This window comes from Burkholderia sp. 9779_493 (genome assembly GCF_015712215.1).
Taxonomy (GTDB): domain Bacteria; phylum Pseudomonadota; class Gammaproteobacteria; order Burkholderiales; family Burkholderiaceae; genus Burkholderia; species Burkholderia cenocepacia.
In genome coordinates this window covers 147,686-162,012 of the sequence record NZ_JACCQA010000015.1, presented here as the reverse complement: position 1 = coordinate 162,012, position 14,327 = coordinate 147,686, and the positions used below count along the sequence as shown (strand labels likewise).

Here is a 14,327-nt window from a genome sequence, read left to right as displayed (position 1 = left end):
GGATGCAAACGAATCTCGCCGATTTCATCCGCAATACGCCCGACGGCGACGAGGCCGACGCGATCCTGCGCAAGTGCGTGCACTGCGGGTTCTGCACCGCGACCTGTCCGACTTATCAACTGCTCGGCGACGAACTCGACGGCCCGCGCGGCCGCATCTACCTGATCAAGCAGATGGTCGAAGGCGCACCCGTCACGCGCAGCACGCAACAGCATCTCGACCGCTGCCTCACCTGCCGCAGTTGCGAGACGACCTGCCCGTCCGGCGTCCAGTACGGCCGGCTCGTCGAGATCGGCCGCAAGCACGTCGAAGCTCAGGTGGAGCGCCCCGCGCAGCAGCGGCTGATGCGCCGCATGCTCGCGAGCGTCGTGCCGAACGCCGCGCTGTTCTCGCCGATGATGCGGCTCGGCCAGCACGTGCGGCCGCTGCTGCCGAAGCGGCTGCGCGACAAGGTGCCGCCGCGCACGCGGCTGCTCGAATGGCCGCACCGCACGCATCCGCGCAAGATGCTGATGCTCGGCGGCTGCGTGCAGCCGTCCATGCTGCCGAACATCAACATCGCGACCGCGCGCGTGCTGGACGCGCTCGGCATCGAGACGGTCGTCGCGCCGGACGCGGGCTGCTGCGGCGCGATCCGCCTGCATCTGAACTATCACGACGAAGCGCTCGACGACGCACGTCGCAACATCGACGCGTGGTGGCCCCACGTCGAACAGGGCGCCGAGGCGATCGTGATGAACGCGTCGGGCTGCGGCGCGACGGTGCTCGAGTACGCGCACCTGCTGCGCGACGATCCGGCCTACGCGGAGAAGGCGCAGCGCATCGTTTCGCTGACGCGCGACATCTCCGACGTGCTGCTCGCGTTCGAGGCCGAACTCGCGACGATCGCGCGGCGCCGCGCGATCCATACGGTCGCCTACCACCCGCCGTGCACGCTGCAGCACGGTCAACAATCGCGCGGCAAGGTCGAGCGCCTGCTGGAGACGCTCGGCATCGACGTGCGGCTGCCGGCCGACAGCCATCTGTGCTGCGGCTCGGCCGGCACCTACTCGCTGACGCAGCCGTCGCTGTCGTACCGGTTGCGCAAGCAGAAGCTGCTGAAGCTCCAGGCGCTCGAGCCGCAGATGATCGTGTCCGGCAACGTCGGCTGCATCGCGCACCTGCAAAGCGGCACGCAGGTGCCGGTCGCCCACTGGGTCCAGCTCGTCGAGCATCTGCTGTACGGCTAGGGGCTGTTCGCGCTCGTAACGGGCGCGCGCGGCGTCCGTATAATGAGCGGATCGATGCGCTGCGGATCGCGACGCATCGGCTTCATGCCCGCTTCCGTGCCGCTCCCGTGCCTGCTTCCGTGCCCGTCATGTCCGATCTCGCCGCCCGTCTCGACTCCGTTCACCGCCGCATCGCCGACGCCGCCCGCGCGGCCGGCCGCGATCCCGCCACCGTCGCGCTGCTCGCCGTGTCGAAGACGTTTCCGGCCCACGACGTGCGCGCCGCGCATGCGGCCGGCCAGCGCGCCTTCGGCGAAAACTACGTGCAGGAATCGATCGACAAGATCGACGCGCTCGCCGACCTGCGCGCGAGCCTCGAATGGCATTTCATCGGCCCGCTGCAATCGAACAAGACGCGCCCCGTCGCCGAGCGCTTCGACTGGGTCCATTCGGTCGACCGGCTGAAGATCGCGCAGCGCCTGTCGGAACAGCGCCCCGCGCACCTGCCGCCGCTCAACGTGTGCGTGCAGGTGAACATCAGCGGCGAGGCGTCGAAGAGCGGCGTCGCGCCGGCCGACGTGGCCGAAGTCGCGCGGGCGGTCGCCGCGCTGCCGTCGCTGCGGCTGCGCGGCCTGATGGCGATTCCCGAACCGGCCGACGACCCCGACGCGCAACGCGCGCCGCATCGCGCGCTGCGCGCGTTGTTCGACACGTTGCGCGCCGGCGGCCTGCCGCTCGACACGCTGTCGATGGGCATGTCCGCCGATCTCGATGCCGCCGTGCTCGAAGGCGCGACGATCGTGCGCGTCGGCACCGCGATCTTCGGCGCGCGCGATTACTCGCACTGAACGCCGCGCCCTTTTCCGCCTTTCCGTTCACTCACTCGCTCATTCCCGACATCATGAAAATCGCATTCATCGGCGGCGGCAACATGGCCGCGGCCCTGATCGGCGGCCTGATCAAGCGCGGCGTCGCCGCGGACGGCCTGTATGCCATCGACGTCAACGAAGAAGTCCGCGCGCGCGCGGCACAGCAATTCGGCGTGCGCACCGGCGCGGCGATCGACGCGACGCTCGCCGATTACGACGCGATCGTGCTCGCGGTGAAGCCGCAGGTACTGCACGACGTCGCGCAAGCGCTGGCGCCACACCTGAAGTCGCAGCTCGTGATCAGCATCGCGGCCGGCATCCGCGGCACGGATCTCGCCCGCTGGCTCGGCGGCTACGCGCGCGTCGTGCGCACGATGCCGAACACGCCCGCGCTGGTCGGCATGGGCGTGACGGGCCTGGCCGCGCTGCCGGGCGTCGACGCCGCCGGCCGCGAACTCGCGTCGAACGTGCTCGGCGCGGTCGGCGAGATCGTGTGGTTCGACGACGAAGCGCAGCTCGATGCGGTCACCGCGATTTCGGGCAGCGGCCCCGCGTACGTGTTCTATTTCATCGAAGCGCTGCAGGAAGCCGCGCGCCGCCTCGGCATGAACGACGAGCAGGGCCGCGCGCTCGCGGTCGCGACGTTCACCGGCGCCGCGCAACTGGCCGCGCAGTCGGGCGAGCCGGCCAGCGTGCTGCGCGAACGCGTGACGTCGAAGGGCGGCACGACGGCCGCCGCGCTCGCGGCGTTCGACGCGCAGGGCGTGAAGGAAGCGATCGTGCGCGGCGCGCTCGCGGCCGAAGCACGCGCGAAGGAAATGGGCGACGAGCTCGGCCGCGCGTAAGCGTGACGGCGGCGCCGGTCATGCCGGCGCCGGATGTAAAAAAAGCGACCGTCAGGTCGCTTTTTCGTTGGCGCCGCGAGAAAGAGCGCGCGGTGTGTCGTTCAGTTGCCCGCCAGCAGGTAATGCGCGGCGATGCCCGCGAACAGCACGCCGCCCAGCCAGTTGTTGTGGCGGAACGCCGCGAAGCACGGCATCCGTTCGCGGTCCTTGATCAGCGTGTAGTGATACAACGCGCAGCCGAGCGCCGCCGCCCAGCCCACCCAGTACGCGGGACCGAAGCCGAGCGTCACGCCGATCCACACGTAGATGCCGAGCGTCATCGCGTAGCACGCCATCACGGCCGCGACGTCGAAACGGCCGAACGTCAGCGCGGACGTGCGGATGCCGATCTTGATGTCGTCGTCGCGATCGACCATCGCATATTCGGTGTCGTACGCGACCGACCAGAAGATGTTCGCGACCAGCATCACCCACGCCAGCATCGGCACCGTATCCTGCACGGCCGCGAACGCCATCGGGATGCCGAAGCCGAACGCGATGCCGAGATACGCCTGCGGAATCGCGAAGAAGCGCTTCATGAACGGATAGGAGCCGGCGACGAACAGCGCGACGACCGACAATTGTTTCGTCAGCGTATTGAGCGGCAGGATCAGCAAAAACGCGATGAACGACAGCCCGACCGCGATCGCGACGGCTTCCCATGCGTGGATCTTGCCCGACGTCAGCGGCCGGTCGGCCGTGCGCTTCACGTGACGGTCGAAATCGCGGTCGGCGTAGTCGTTCATCGCGCAGCCGGCCGAGCGCATCAGCAGCGTGCCGAGCGTGAAGATCACGAGCAGCGGCCAGCGCGGGTGGCCGTCTGACGCGATCCACAGCGCGTTGAGCGTCGGCCACAGCAGCAGCAGGCTGCCGATCGGCTTGTCCATCCGGACGAGCCGCAGATACAGGGGAAAGCGGGCAAGCATGGCGAAGCACCGGGAAGAGAATCCCGGCATTTTAGAGCCGAGCGGTGCTTCGCGTCATGTCGGCGCGCCGCGCGGCCGGTGACCGCAGCGGGCCGGCGGGCCACCGCGACCCGCTACGCGCGGCCACGCAGCGGCGCGCATCAATCCGGGGACAGATGCAAAGCCGCTCCGAAGCAGGCCGGCCTGCCGTCCCCGGCCGCGTGCGGCTTACGCGAGCAGCGACCGCAGCATCCATGCGGTCTTTTCATGCGTCTGCAGGCGCTGGGTCAGCAGGTCCGCGGTCGGCTCGTCGCTCGCCGCATCGGCGATGGGGAAGATTTCACGCGCGGTGCGCACGACCGCCTCGTGCCCTTCGACGAGCTGACGGATCATTTCCTCGGCGGCCGGCACGCCCTTCGCTTCCGGCACCGACGACAGTTTCGCGAACTCGCCGAACGTGCCGGGCGCGACGACGCCCAGCGTGCGAATGCGTTCCGCGACGGAATCGACCGCGAGCCACAGTTCGTTGTACTGCTCCTCGAACATCAGGTGCAGCGTGTTGAACATCGGTCCGGTCACGTTCCAGTGGAAATTGTGGGTCTTCAGGTACAGCGAAAACGTATCGGCTAGCAGGCGCGACAGGCCGTCCGCGATGTTCTTGCGGTCCTTGTCGCTGATACCGATGTTGATCTGCGTGGCGTTGCCTTTCTTGGCCATCTTCGGGACTCCTCATTCGAAATGTTGAACCGGCGAAAATGCGTCGAGCAATCCGCATGCCGCGTCGCGCGGCATCCGTTCGCGACTCGCCAGTCTAGCGTCGCGAAATCGTCGCTGCCCTCGCTGCCATCGTTGTCGTCAGCCGCCTGCGGCCGACACGACCGGCGCGAGCGCGTGCAGCGCCTGCGAGACCAGCTCCACCGCCCCGCCGACGACGATCGCGAAGCCGACGGCGTAGCGCGCCAGTTCGACCGGCGAGCGCAGAATGGGCGACGCGGCGGCACGCATGTTGAGCATCATTTGCGTCATGGTCACTCCTTCGACAAGACATCGTTCAGAGAAGAAACGGCCGGTCGTTCGACCGGCCGTTTCAGGTTACTGCATCACTGCTTTACTGCATCACCGCATCACGGCCAGGTTCATGCGAGGTCGAAGCGGTCGAGGTTCATCACCTTGTTCCAGGCGGCGACGAAGTCGCGCACGAACTTCTCCTGCGCATCCGCGCTGCCGTACACCTCGGCCAGCGCGCGCAGTTGCGAGTGCGAGCCGAAGATCAGGTCGACGCGCGTGCCCGTCCACTTGACCGCGCCCGTCGCGCGATCGCGCCCTTCGAACACGTCGTTCGCGGCCGACACCGGCTTCCATTCCGTGCGCATGTCGAGCAGGTTCGCGAAGAAGTCGTTCGACAGCGTGCCCGGACGATCGGTGAACACGCCGTGCTTCGAGTCGCCGACGTTCGCGCCGAGCACGCGCAAGCCGCCGACCAGCACGGTCATCTCCGGCGCCGTCAACGTCAGCAGTTGCGCCTTGTCGACCAGCAGCGCCTCGGCCGGCGTCTTGTACGCGTGCTTCAGGTAGTTGCGGAACCCGTCGGCGAGCGGCTCGAGCACGGCCATCGCGTCGACGTCGGTTTCTTCCTGCGACGCATCCATCCGGCCCGGCGCGAACGGCACCGTGATCGCGATGCCCGCGTTCTTCGCCGCCTGCTCGACGCCGGCCGCACCGGCCAGCACGATCAGGTCGGCCAGCGACACCTTCTTGCCGCCCGTCTGCGCATCGTTGAACGCCTTCTGCACGCCTTCGAGCGCTTCGAGTACCGCCGCGAGCGCCGCCGGCTGGTTCACTTCCCAGTCCTTCTGCGGCGCGAGGCGGATGCGCGCGCCGTTCGCACCACCGCGCTTGTCCGACCCGCGGAACGTCGCCGCGGACGCCCAGGCGGTCGACACGAGCTGCGACACCGACAGGCCCGTGGCCAGCACCTTCGCCTTCAGCGCGGCGACGTCGGCGTCGTCGATCAGCGGATGATCGACGGCCGGGATCGGGTCCTGCCACAGCAGGTGTTCCGCCGGCACTTCCGGGCCGAGGTAGCGCGAGCGCGGACCCATGTCACGGTGCGTCAGCTTGAACCACGCACGTGCGAATGCGTCGGCGAATTCGGCCGGGTTCTCGTAGAAGCGGCGCGAGATCTTTTCGTAGGCCGGGTCGAAACGCAGCGACAGGTCGGTCGTCAGCATCGTCGGGCGATGCTTCTTCGACGCGTCGTACGCATCGGGAATCACCTCGTCCGCATCCTTCGCGACCCACTGGTGCGCGCCGGCCGGGCTCTTCGTGAGCTCCCACTCGTAGCTGAACAGGTGCTTGAAGAAGTCGTTGCTCCACTTCGTCGGCGTCGAGGTCCACGTGACTTCGAGGCCGCTCGTGATCGTGTCCTTGCCCTTGCCGGTGCCGAAGGTGCTCTTCCATCCGAGCCCCTGCTCCTCGAGGCCCGCGGCTTCCGGCTCGGGGCCGACGTTCGAGGCCGGGCCGGCGCCGTGCGTCTTGCCGAACGTGTGACCGCCCGCGATCAGCGCGACCGTTTCCTCGTCGTTCATCGCCATCCGCGCGAACGTCTCGCGGATGTCGTGCGCGGCGGCGACCGGGTCGGGGTTGCCGTCCGGACCTTCCGGGTTCACGTAGATCAGGCCCATCTGCACCGCGGCGAGCGGGCTTTCGAGCTCGCGCTTGCCCGTGTAGCGGCTGTTCGGGCCGCCGCTCAGTTCCAGCCAGATCTTTTCCGAGCCCCAGTAGACGTCGTCCGGTTCCCACGTGTCGACGCGGCCGCCGGCATAGCCGAACGTCTTGAAGCCCATCGATTCGAGCGCGACGTTGCCGGTCAGGATCAGCAGGTCGGCCCACGAGATGTTGCGGCCGTACTTCTGCTTGATCGGCCACAGCAGGCGGCGCGCCTTGTCGAGGCTCACGTTGTCCGGCCAGCTGTTGAGCGGCGCGAAGCGCTGCTGCCCGCCGCCCGCGCCGCCGCGGCCGTCGGCCGTGCGGTACGTGCCCGCGCTATGCCACGCCATGCGCACGAACAGACCGCCGTAGTGGCCGAAGTCGGCCGGCCACCAGTCCTGCGACGTCGTCATCAGCGCGTGCAGGTCCTGCTTCACCGCGGCGAGATCCAGCTTCTTGAACGCCTCGGCGTAGTCGAAATCCGGGTCCATCGGATCGGACAGCGCCGAATGCCGATGCAGGACGTTGAGGTTCAGCTGATTCGGCCACCAGTCCTTGTTCGTCGTGCCGCTGCCTGCGGTGTGGTTGAACGGGCACTTGGTTTCGTTCGACATGCTTTTTCTCCTTTACTTGCTCGTAGGCCCCCACGTGCCGGGCGCGGTTCGTGGAGCATTGCGGGGGGTAAGAAACGGAACAGGCGGCTTCTCCTGTCGTACTACGGGATGTCGTGCGCGGCCTTCGGCACGCGTTCCCGCTGCAACGCGCCGCAGGCGGGGCGCTCGGGGACGCGGCGGCCGGCAGTCGTCATGCCGGCGCGGCGGGTGGTTTTTCGGGTATCGGACATGCAATGCTCCCTCATGGCTTGACGGCGGGTGAATCGGGGGAACACAGAACCGGTGCGCGGCGGCACTCATCCGCCATACACACGGTCCGCCAGGTACGCGAACGCAATCGGACGCAGGCCGCGAACCGCCGCCCTGGCGCGATGTACGACCATGTCGCGCGACGGGATGTTCCGTTGCGCGTGCTGCAATACCGACCGCATCATGACATCCTCCTTTGACGTTTGCATTCAACGTGCATCCCGCACGTCGGCTACGACGCCGATCCATGTAGAGGATTCTATCTACATCTATCAATTATTTGAATTTGATAAATTTCATCTATGCGATAGGGAAAAATAAACGGGGCCGCAAGGCCCCGTTCATCATGCCGCCACACCCGCATGCGCGGGTGCGTCAATTCATCGTGGCCGGCATGTCGAGCTTCGCGACGCCGGGCAGCTCGCAGGCAGAGATGGCGTCGCTAATCGCGTCGATCGCGGGCATCCGCGTGAAGCTCTTGCGCCATACGAGCACCACACGCCGATCGGGCACCGGTTCGTTGAACGGCACGTACGACAGCAGTTCGGCATCGGGACCGTTCGCGCGCGGGCCGATCTCGGCGACCGACATTCGCGGCAGCACCGTGATGCCGACGCCGCTCGCGACCATGTGGCGAATGGTTTCGAGCGACGAGCCCTCGAAGGTCTTCTGGATGCCGTCGGCCGTCTGCGAGAAGCGCATCAGTTCCGGACACACGCCGAGCACGTGATCGCGGAAGCAGTGGCCGTTGCCGAGCAGCAGCATGGTTTCCTGCTTCAGGTCCTCGGCGTCGATCTCGTCGCGCTTCTCCCACGGGTGGCCCGCCGGCAGCGCGACGACGAACGGCTCGTCGTACAGCGGCCGCACCATCAGGCCGGTTTCGGGGAACGGCAGCGCCATGATCGCGGCGTCGATCTCGCCCTGCTTCAGCAGTTCGAGCAGCTTCAGCGTGTAGTTCTCCTGCAGCATCAGCGGCATCTGCGGGACACGCTGGATCATCTGCTTGACGAGCGTCGGCAGCAGGTACGGCCCGATCGTGTAGATCACGCCGAGGCGGAACGGGCCGACGAGCGGGTCCTTGCCCTGCTTCGCGATCTCCTTGATCGCGAAGGTCTGCTCCAGCACGCGCTGCGCCTGGGTGACGATCTGGTCGCCGATCGGCGTCACGCTCACTTCGCTCGCGCCGCGCTCGAAAATCTGCACGTTGAGCTCGTCTTCGAGCTTCTTGATCGCCACCGAGAGCGTCGGCTGGCTCACGAAGCACGCTTCGGCCGCGCGGCCGAAATGCCGCTCGCGCGCAACCGCGACGATGTATTTCAATTCAGTCAGCGTCATTGTGGGTCAATCAGAGATATACAGGCGATAGGTTTAATTTATACACCTGTTGGCACCGGTTCGCCAAGTTTCTCTGCATCGCGAGGCGTCGATTGGCGTCGATCGGCGGCTTTCGATCCGGCCCCGAGCCGCTCGATCAGGCCTTCAGGTACTGTTCGCGCGCGCCGAGCCAGCGCGCGAGATGCTGCGTGACGACCTCCGGGTACGCGGCAATCAGCCGCGCCGCGGCCTCGCGGGCCGGGTCGATCAGCCAGCCGTCGGTCTCGAGGTTCGCGAAACGCAGCATCGCCGCGCCCGACTGGCGCGCGCCGAGGAATTCGCCCGGGCCGCGGATTTCGAGGTCGCGCCGCGCGATCTCGAAGCCGTCGGTCGTCTCGCGCATCGTCTTCAGCCGCTCGCGGCCGGTGAGCGACAGCGGCCCGCTGTACAGCAGCACGCACACCGACGCCGCGGTGCCGCGCCCGACCCGGCCGCGCAGCTGGTGCAACTGCGCGAGGCCGAAACGTTCCGCGTGCTCGATCACCATCAGCGACGCGTTCGGCACGTCGACGCCCACCTCGATCACCGTCGTCGCGACCAGCAGCTGCACTTCGTTGCGCGTGAACGCCTCCATCACGGCCGCCTTGTCGGCCGGCGACAGCCGGCCGTGCACGAGCCCGACCTTCAGCTCGGGCAGCGCCGCGGCCAGCGTCTCGTAGGTTTCGACGGCCGTCTGCAGCTGCAGCGTCTCGCTCTCCTCGATCAGCGGGCACACCCAGTACACCTGGCGCCCGGTGAGCGCGGCCTCGCGCACGCGGGCGATCACCTCGTCGCGCCGCGCGTCGCCGACGACGCGCGTCAGCACCGGCGTGCGGCCGGGCGGCAACTCGTCGATCGTCGACACTTCGAGATCCGCGTAGTACGTCATCGCGAGCGTGCGCGGAATCGGCGTGGCCGACATCATCAGCTGGTGCGGCTGAAAGTCGCGCGCGCCGTTGGCCGCGTTCGCGGCCTTCGCACGCAGCGCGAGACGCTGCTCGACGCCGAAGCGGTGCTGCTCGTCGACGATCACGAGGCCGAGCCGCGCGAATTCGACCGTGTCCTGGATGATCGCGTGCGTACCGATCACGAGCTGCGCGGTGCCGAGCGCGGCCGCCTCGATCGCCGCGCGCTTCTCCTTCGCCTTCAGGCTGCCCGCGAGCCACGCGACCGTGACGCCGAGCGGCTCGAGCCATGCGCGCAGCTTGCGCGCGTGCTGTTCCGCGAGGATTTCGGTGGGCGCCATCAGCGCAGCCTGGTAGCCGGCGTCGATCGCCTGCGTGGCGGCCAGCGCCGCGACGACCGTCTTGCCGCTGCCGACGTCGCCCTGCAGCAGCCGCTGCATCGGGTGCGCGAGCGTGAGGTCGTGCGCGATCTCGTCGACGACGCGCGCCTGCGCGCCCGTCAGCGTGAACGGCAGCGCCGCGTAAAGGCGCGTGGTCAGCGCGTCGGCATCGCGCGCGGTGCGGCGCGGCATCGCGGGCGCGGCGCGCGTGCGGCGCTCCTCGTGCGCACGCTTGAGCGACAGCTGCTGCGCGAGCAGTTCCTCGAACTTGATGCGCGTCCACGCCGGATGCGAGCCGTCCATCAGCGCGGCTTCGTCCGAATCGACGCGCGGGTGGTGCAGGATGCGCACCGCCTGCTCGAGCGTCGGCACGTCGAGCGGCTTCAGGTAATCGCGCTGGATCTCCGGCGGCAGCAGTTCGGGCAGCGGCGTGCGCTCGACCGCGTTCTCGATCGCCTTGCGCAGATACGCCTGCGACACGCCGGCCGTGCTCGGGTAGACGGGCGTGAGCACCTGCGGCAGCGGCGCATCCGCTTCGACGACGCGCACGGCCGGATGCACCATCTCCATCCCGAAAAAGCCGCCGCGCACGTCGCCGCGCACGCGCAGCCGCTGGCCGACGGCCATCTGCTTGACCTGCGACCCGTAGAAATTCAGGAAGCGCAGCACGAGCTGCTCGCCGTCGTCGTCCCGGATCTTCACGACGAGCTGGCGGCGCGGCCGGTACGCGACCTCGTTGTCGAACACGACGCCTTCGGTCTGCGCGATGCCGCCCGGCAGCAATTCGCCGATCGGCGTGAGCGTGGTTTCGTCCTCGTAGCGCATCGGCAGATGCAGCACGAGATCGATCGAACGCGTGAGCCCGAGCTTCGCGAGCTTGTCGGCGGTTTTCACCGGCTTGTCGGCGGCCGGCTTCTTCTTGCGCTTCGCACCGGCCGCGCCTGCCTCGTCGCTCGCGGCGGCGCCGTCGGCGTCGGGCGCGGCGGCCGCGGGCTGCGCGAGCCGGCCGTCGGCGCCGCGCTTCGGGCCGGCGCGACGCGTACCGGAGCCCGATGCGAACGGCGCGGGCGACGCGGCATCGTCCGCGTCGAACGGATCGGCGGAATCGGCAACGGCGGCGGGAGAACGGCGTGGTGACACAGGCATCGGATCGTCTGGGTGCTTCGCAAGGCAAGTACAATAGCGGCTTTCACGTCGTCCGAACGAACGACGCCGGCCAGGCCGCGCATCCCGTCATCATAGCGGCTCGCGCGCCCCGATTACGCGTTTCCGCCCTGCCGGCGACGCCCGCCGGCCGCTTCGAACCAGCCCGCATGTTCACGCTTTCCGATTTCGATTTCAATCTGCCGCCCGAGCTGATTGCACAAACCGCGCTGCCCGATCGCACCGCGAGCCGCCTGCTCGAGGTCGACCGCAGCGTCGAGCCCGCACGCCTCGTCGACCGCCATTTCGCCGAATTGCCGTCGTGCATCGCGCCCGGCGACCTGCTCGTGTTCAACGATACCAAGGTGCTGAAGGCGCGTTTCTTCGGCCAGAAGGCCAGCGGCGGCAAGATCGAGGTGCTGATCGAGCGCGTGACCGGCACGCACACGGCGCTCGCGCAGATCCGCGCGAGCAAGTCGCCGGGCGTCGGCACGACGCTGCGTCTGGCCGACGCGTTCGACGTGACGGTCGGCGAGCGCGTCGAGCCGTTCTTCACGCTGCACTTTCCCGCGCCGTGCCTCGACCTGATCGAGCAGTACGGCCGCCTGCCGCTGCCGCCGTATATCGAGCACGATCCCGATGCGACCGACGAGACGCGCTACCAGACCGTCTATGCGAGCAACCCGGGCGCGGTCGCCGCGCCGACGGCCGGGCTCCATTTCGACCAGCCGTTGCTGGAGCAGCTCGACGCGCTGGGCGTCGAGCGCGCGACGCTCACGCTGCACGTCGGCGCCGGCACGTTCCAGCCGGTGCGCGTCGACAACATCGCCGAGCACAAGATGCACAGCGAGTGGTACGACCTGCCGCAGTCGCTCGTCGACAAGATCGCCGCAACCCGCGCGCGCGGCGGCAACGTGATCGCGGTCGGCACGACGTCGATGCGCGCGCTCGAAGCCGCGGCGCGCTCGGCCGACGAAGCCGGCCGCCCGCTCGCGGCGACGCAGGCCGAGACCGACATCTTCATCACGCCCGGCTACCGTTTCCGCGTGGTCGACCGGCTCGTGACGAACTTCCACCTGCCGAAATCGACGCTGCTGATGCTGGTGTCCGCGTTCGCGGGCGTCGAGACGATCCGCGCCGCGTACCGGCACGCGATCGAAGAACGCTATCGGTTCTTCAGCTACGGCGACGCGATGCTGCTCACGCGGCGCGACACGCCGGAGGCGCCGGGCGCGTAAGCTCCGCGGGCGGCTCGTCCGCCTGGTGCGTCACCCGTTTTTTCACCGTCGCCGGGCTTCCCGGCGGCGTTTCCAACATGCGCCGGACTGTTTTCCGGTAGCGAGGAGCACGACACGATGACCGAAGGTTCATCCCACGATACGCACGCCCCCGTGCAGGACCGCCCGGCCAACGGGCTCGAATTCGAACTGCTGACGACCGACGGCCACGCGCGCCGCGGCCGCGTGAAGCTCAACCACGGCACGGTCGAGACGCCGATCTTCATGCCGGTCGGCACGTACGGCACCGTGAAGGCGATCCAGCCGCGCGAGCTGCACGAGATCAAGGCCCAGATCATCCTCGGCAACACGTTCCACCTGTGGCTGCGCCCGGGCCTCGACACGATCGACGCGCACGGCGGCCTGCACGGCTTCATGGGCTGGAACAAGCCGATCCTGACCGACTCGGGCGGCTTCCAGGTGTTCTCGCTCGGCGACCTGCGCAAGATCACCGAGGACGGCGTCACGTTCGCGTCGCCGATCAACGGCGACAAGCTGTTCCTGTCGCCGGAAGTGTCGATGCAGATCCAGAAGGTGCTGAACTCCGACGTGGTGATGCAGTTCGACGAATGCACGCCGTACGCGACCAACGGCGTGCCGACGACGCACCAGGAAGCGGCCGACTCGATGCGCATGTCGCTGCGCTGGGCGAAGCGCTCGCTCGACGAGTTCAACCGGCTCGGCAACCCGAATGCGCTGTTCGGGATCGTCCAGGGCGGGATGTTCGAGGACCTGCGCGACGAATCGCTCGCGGGCCTCGCGGAACTCGGTTTCCACGGCCTCGCGATCGGCGGGCTGTCGGTCGGCGAGCCGAAGGAAGACATGATGCGCGTGCTGCGCCACGTGGGCCCGAAGCTGCCGGCCAACAAGCCGCACTACCTGATGGGCGTCGGCACGCCGGAGGACCTGGTCGAAGGCGTCGCGAACGGCGTCGACATGTTCGACTGCGTGATGCCGACCCGCAACGCGCGCAACGGCTGGCTGTTCACGCGCTTCGGCGACGTGAAGATCCGCAACGCGACGCACAAGAACTCGCTGAAGCCGCTCGATTCGACCTGCACCTGCTACACGTGCCAGAACTTCTCGCGCGGCTACCTGCATCACCTGCACCGGGTCGGCGAAATCCTCGGCGCGCAGCTGAACACGATCCACAACCTGCACTACTACCTGCAGCTGATGAGCGAGATCCGCGAGGCAATCGAGACGCACACGTTCGACGCATTCCGGCAACGCTTCGCGGAGGATCGCGCGAGAGGGGTCGACTGACGGGCCGGCGGCCCGCATCGCGGCCAGTCACATAGGACGTGTACTAATTGGCCTGATCAAATCACCGGTCGCGACCGCCAAACATTACAATTACCTTTCCAAACAAGTCGCAACGGTGTCGGTTCGCGCTTTAACAGCTTGATCCGAAAGCGCATTTGCCGATCCGTCTGCGCATGGGGCCGGTGGTAGAATAACCGGCTTATTTTTCGATCTTCCCCTACGGAGAGACCAACGTGCCGTTCATTTCCAATGCCTTCGCGCAAGGTGCCGGTGGCGCCGAATCGAGCCTGATGAGCTTCCTGCCGCTCATCCTGATGTTCGCGGTGCTGTACTTCATCATGATCCGTCCGCAGATGAAGCGTCAGAAGGAACACCGCAACATGCTCGCGGCCATGGCGAAGGGCGACGAAGTCGTCACGAGCGGCGGCCTCGTCGGCAAGGTGACGAAGGTCACCGAAGGCTACATCGGCGTCGAAATCGCCGAAGGCACCGAAATCACCGTGCAGAAGGCTGCCGTCACGACCATTCTGCCGAAGGGCACGATCAAGTCGCTGTAAGGCTTTCA

13 protein-coding genes are annotated in these 14,327 nt (G+C 67.7%); 6 read left to right on the top strand and 7 right to left on the bottom strand.

Going from position 1 to position 14,327, the window contains the following annotated elements; genetic code table 11:
- Window positions 1–2: 2 nt before the first annotated feature.
- From glcF to proC, 3 genes are all read left to right on the top strand, one after another.
- On the top strand, window positions 3–1,229 hold the full coding sequence (gene glcF / locus H0X95_RS17775) for a glycolate oxidase subunit GlcF (RefSeq protein WP_059721649.1): 1,227 nt from the start codon (window positions 3–5) through the stop codon (window positions 1,227–1,229).
- Window positions 1,230–1,357: 128 nt separating this feature from the next.
- Window positions 1,358–2,056 carry a YggS family pyridoxal phosphate-dependent enzyme gene (locus H0X95_RS17770; protein ID WP_059721650.1) on the top strand — a complete coding sequence of 233 codons (699 nt, stop codon included), beginning with the start codon at window positions 1,358–1,360 and terminating at the stop codon, window positions 2,054–2,056.
- A 53-nt stretch (window positions 2,057–2,109) separates the two neighbouring features.
- Window positions 2,110–2,922 (top strand): pyrroline-5-carboxylate reductase, encoded by an 813-nt coding sequence (proC, locus tag H0X95_RS17765; protein WP_006497505.1) that lies wholly within the window; start codon window positions 2,110–2,112, stop codon window positions 2,920–2,922.
- A 101-nt stretch (window positions 2,923–3,023) separates the two neighbouring features.
- Here the strand turns inward: proC and ubiA are convergent, their stop codons facing one another.
- The 7 genes from ubiA to recG all read right to left on the bottom strand — a co-directional run bounded on the left by ubiA (window position 3,024) and on the right by recG (window position 11,222).
- Window positions 3,024–3,887 carry a 4-hydroxybenzoate octaprenyltransferase gene (gene ubiA, locus H0X95_RS17760; RefSeq protein ID WP_034201004.1) on the bottom strand — a complete coding sequence of 288 codons (864 nt, stop codon included), beginning with the start codon at window positions 3,885–3,887 and terminating at the stop codon, window positions 3,024–3,026.
- A 207-nt stretch (window positions 3,888–4,094) separates the two neighbouring features.
- Window positions 4,095–4,583: a non-specific DNA-binding protein DpsA gene (gene dpsA / locus H0X95_RS17755; protein ID WP_006483665.1), complete on the bottom strand. Its 489-nt coding sequence runs from the start codon at window positions 4,581–4,583 to the stop codon at window positions 4,095–4,097.
- A 138-nt stretch (window positions 4,584–4,721) separates the two neighbouring features.
- Window positions 4,722–4,892, bottom strand: a complete 171-nt coding sequence (locus H0X95_RS17750) for a hypothetical protein (RefSeq protein WP_006483662.1) — start codon at window positions 4,890–4,892, stop codon at window positions 4,722–4,724.
- Window positions 4,893–5,002: 110 nt separating this feature from the next.
- Window positions 5,003–7,189, bottom strand: a complete 2,187-nt coding sequence (gene katG / locus H0X95_RS17745; protein WP_059721651.1) for a catalase/peroxidase HPI — start codon at window positions 7,187–7,189, stop codon at window positions 5,003–5,005.
- A 101-nt stretch (window positions 7,190–7,290) separates the two neighbouring features.
- Entirely contained in the window at window positions 7,291–7,419 is a 129-nt protein-coding gene (locus tag H0X95_RS36185; protein ID WP_006483667.1) for a hypothetical protein, read from the bottom strand.
- 394 nt (window positions 7,420–7,813) lie between these two features.
- A complete protein-coding gene (locus H0X95_RS17740; protein WP_006483664.1) occupies window positions 7,814–8,773 on the bottom strand; it encodes a LysR substrate-binding domain-containing protein in 960 nt (319 codons plus the stop codon).
- A gap of 136 nt (window positions 8,774–8,909) precedes the next feature.
- Window positions 8,910–11,222: an ATP-dependent DNA helicase RecG gene (gene recG / locus H0X95_RS17735; RefSeq protein WP_034201006.1), complete on the bottom strand. Its 2,313-nt coding sequence runs from the start codon at window positions 11,220–11,222 to the stop codon at window positions 8,910–8,912.
- A gap of 167 nt (window positions 11,223–11,389) precedes the next feature.
- Between recG and queA the strand changes: the two genes are divergently transcribed.
- The 3 genes from queA (at window position 11,390) to yajC (ending at window position 14,319) form a co-directional block, all read left to right on the top strand.
- The gene (queA, locus tag H0X95_RS17730) at window positions 11,390–12,457 is read left to right on the top strand and encodes a tRNA preQ1(34) S-adenosylmethionine ribosyltransferase-isomerase QueA (protein WP_059721652.1); all 1,068 of its coding nucleotides are present in this window, start codon (window positions 11,390–11,392) and stop codon (window positions 12,455–12,457) included.
- Window positions 12,458–12,574: 117 nt separating this feature from the next.
- A complete protein-coding gene (gene tgt / locus H0X95_RS17725) occupies window positions 12,575–13,762 on the top strand; it encodes a tRNA guanosine(34) transglycosylase Tgt (RefSeq protein WP_006497510.1) in 1,188 nt (395 codons plus the stop codon).
- Window positions 13,763–13,995: 233 nt separating this feature from the next.
- Window positions 13,996–14,319, top strand: a complete 324-nt coding sequence (gene yajC / locus H0X95_RS17720) for a preprotein translocase subunit YajC (RefSeq protein ID WP_006476868.1) — start codon at window positions 13,996–13,998, stop codon at window positions 14,317–14,319.
- Window positions 14,320–14,327 lie beyond the last annotated feature (8 nt).

Excerpts from the sequence above, each read along its gene's own strand:
- H0X95_RS36185 (WP_006483667.1), bottom strand. The coding sequence starts at position 7,419 with ATGTCCGATACCCGAAAAACCACCCGCCGCGCCGGCATGACGACTGCC.
- proC (WP_006497505.1), top strand. The coding sequence starts at position 2,110 with ATGAAAATCGCATTCATCGGCGGCGGCAACATGGCCGCGGCCCTGATC.
- H0X95_RS17750 (WP_006483662.1), bottom strand. The coding sequence starts at position 4,892 with ATGACGCAAATGATGCTCAACATGCGTGCCGCCGCGTCGCCCATTCTG.
- H0X95_RS17770 (WP_059721650.1), top strand. The coding sequence starts at position 1,358 with ATGTCCGATCTCGCCGCCCGTCTCGACTCCGTTCACCGCCGCATCGCC.
- katG (WP_059721651.1), bottom strand. The coding sequence starts at position 7,189 with ATGTCGAACGAAACCAAGTGCCCGTTCAACCACACCGCAGGCAGCGGC.
- dpsA (WP_006483665.1), bottom strand. The coding sequence starts at position 4,583 with ATGGCCAAGAAAGGCAACGCCACGCAGATCAACATCGGTATCAGCGAC.
- glcF (WP_059721649.1), top strand. The coding sequence starts at position 3 with ATGCAAACGAATCTCGCCGATTTCATCCGCAATACGCCCGACGGCGAC.
- queA (WP_059721652.1), top strand. The coding sequence starts at position 11,390 with ATGTTCACGCTTTCCGATTTCGATTTCAATCTGCCGCCCGAGCTGATT.
- tgt (WP_006497510.1), top strand. The coding sequence starts at position 12,575 with ATGACCGAAGGTTCATCCCACGATACGCACGCCCCCGTGCAGGACCGC.
- recG (WP_034201006.1), bottom strand. The coding sequence starts at position 11,222 with ATGCCTGTGTCACCACGCCGTTCTCCCGCCGCCGTTGCCGATTCCGCC.
- ubiA (WP_034201004.1), bottom strand. The coding sequence starts at position 3,887 with ATGCTTGCCCGCTTTCCCCTGTATCTGCGGCTCGTCCGGATGGACAAG.
- H0X95_RS17740 (WP_006483664.1), bottom strand. The coding sequence starts at position 8,773 with ATGACGCTGACTGAATTGAAATACATCGTCGCGGTTGCGCGCGAGCGG.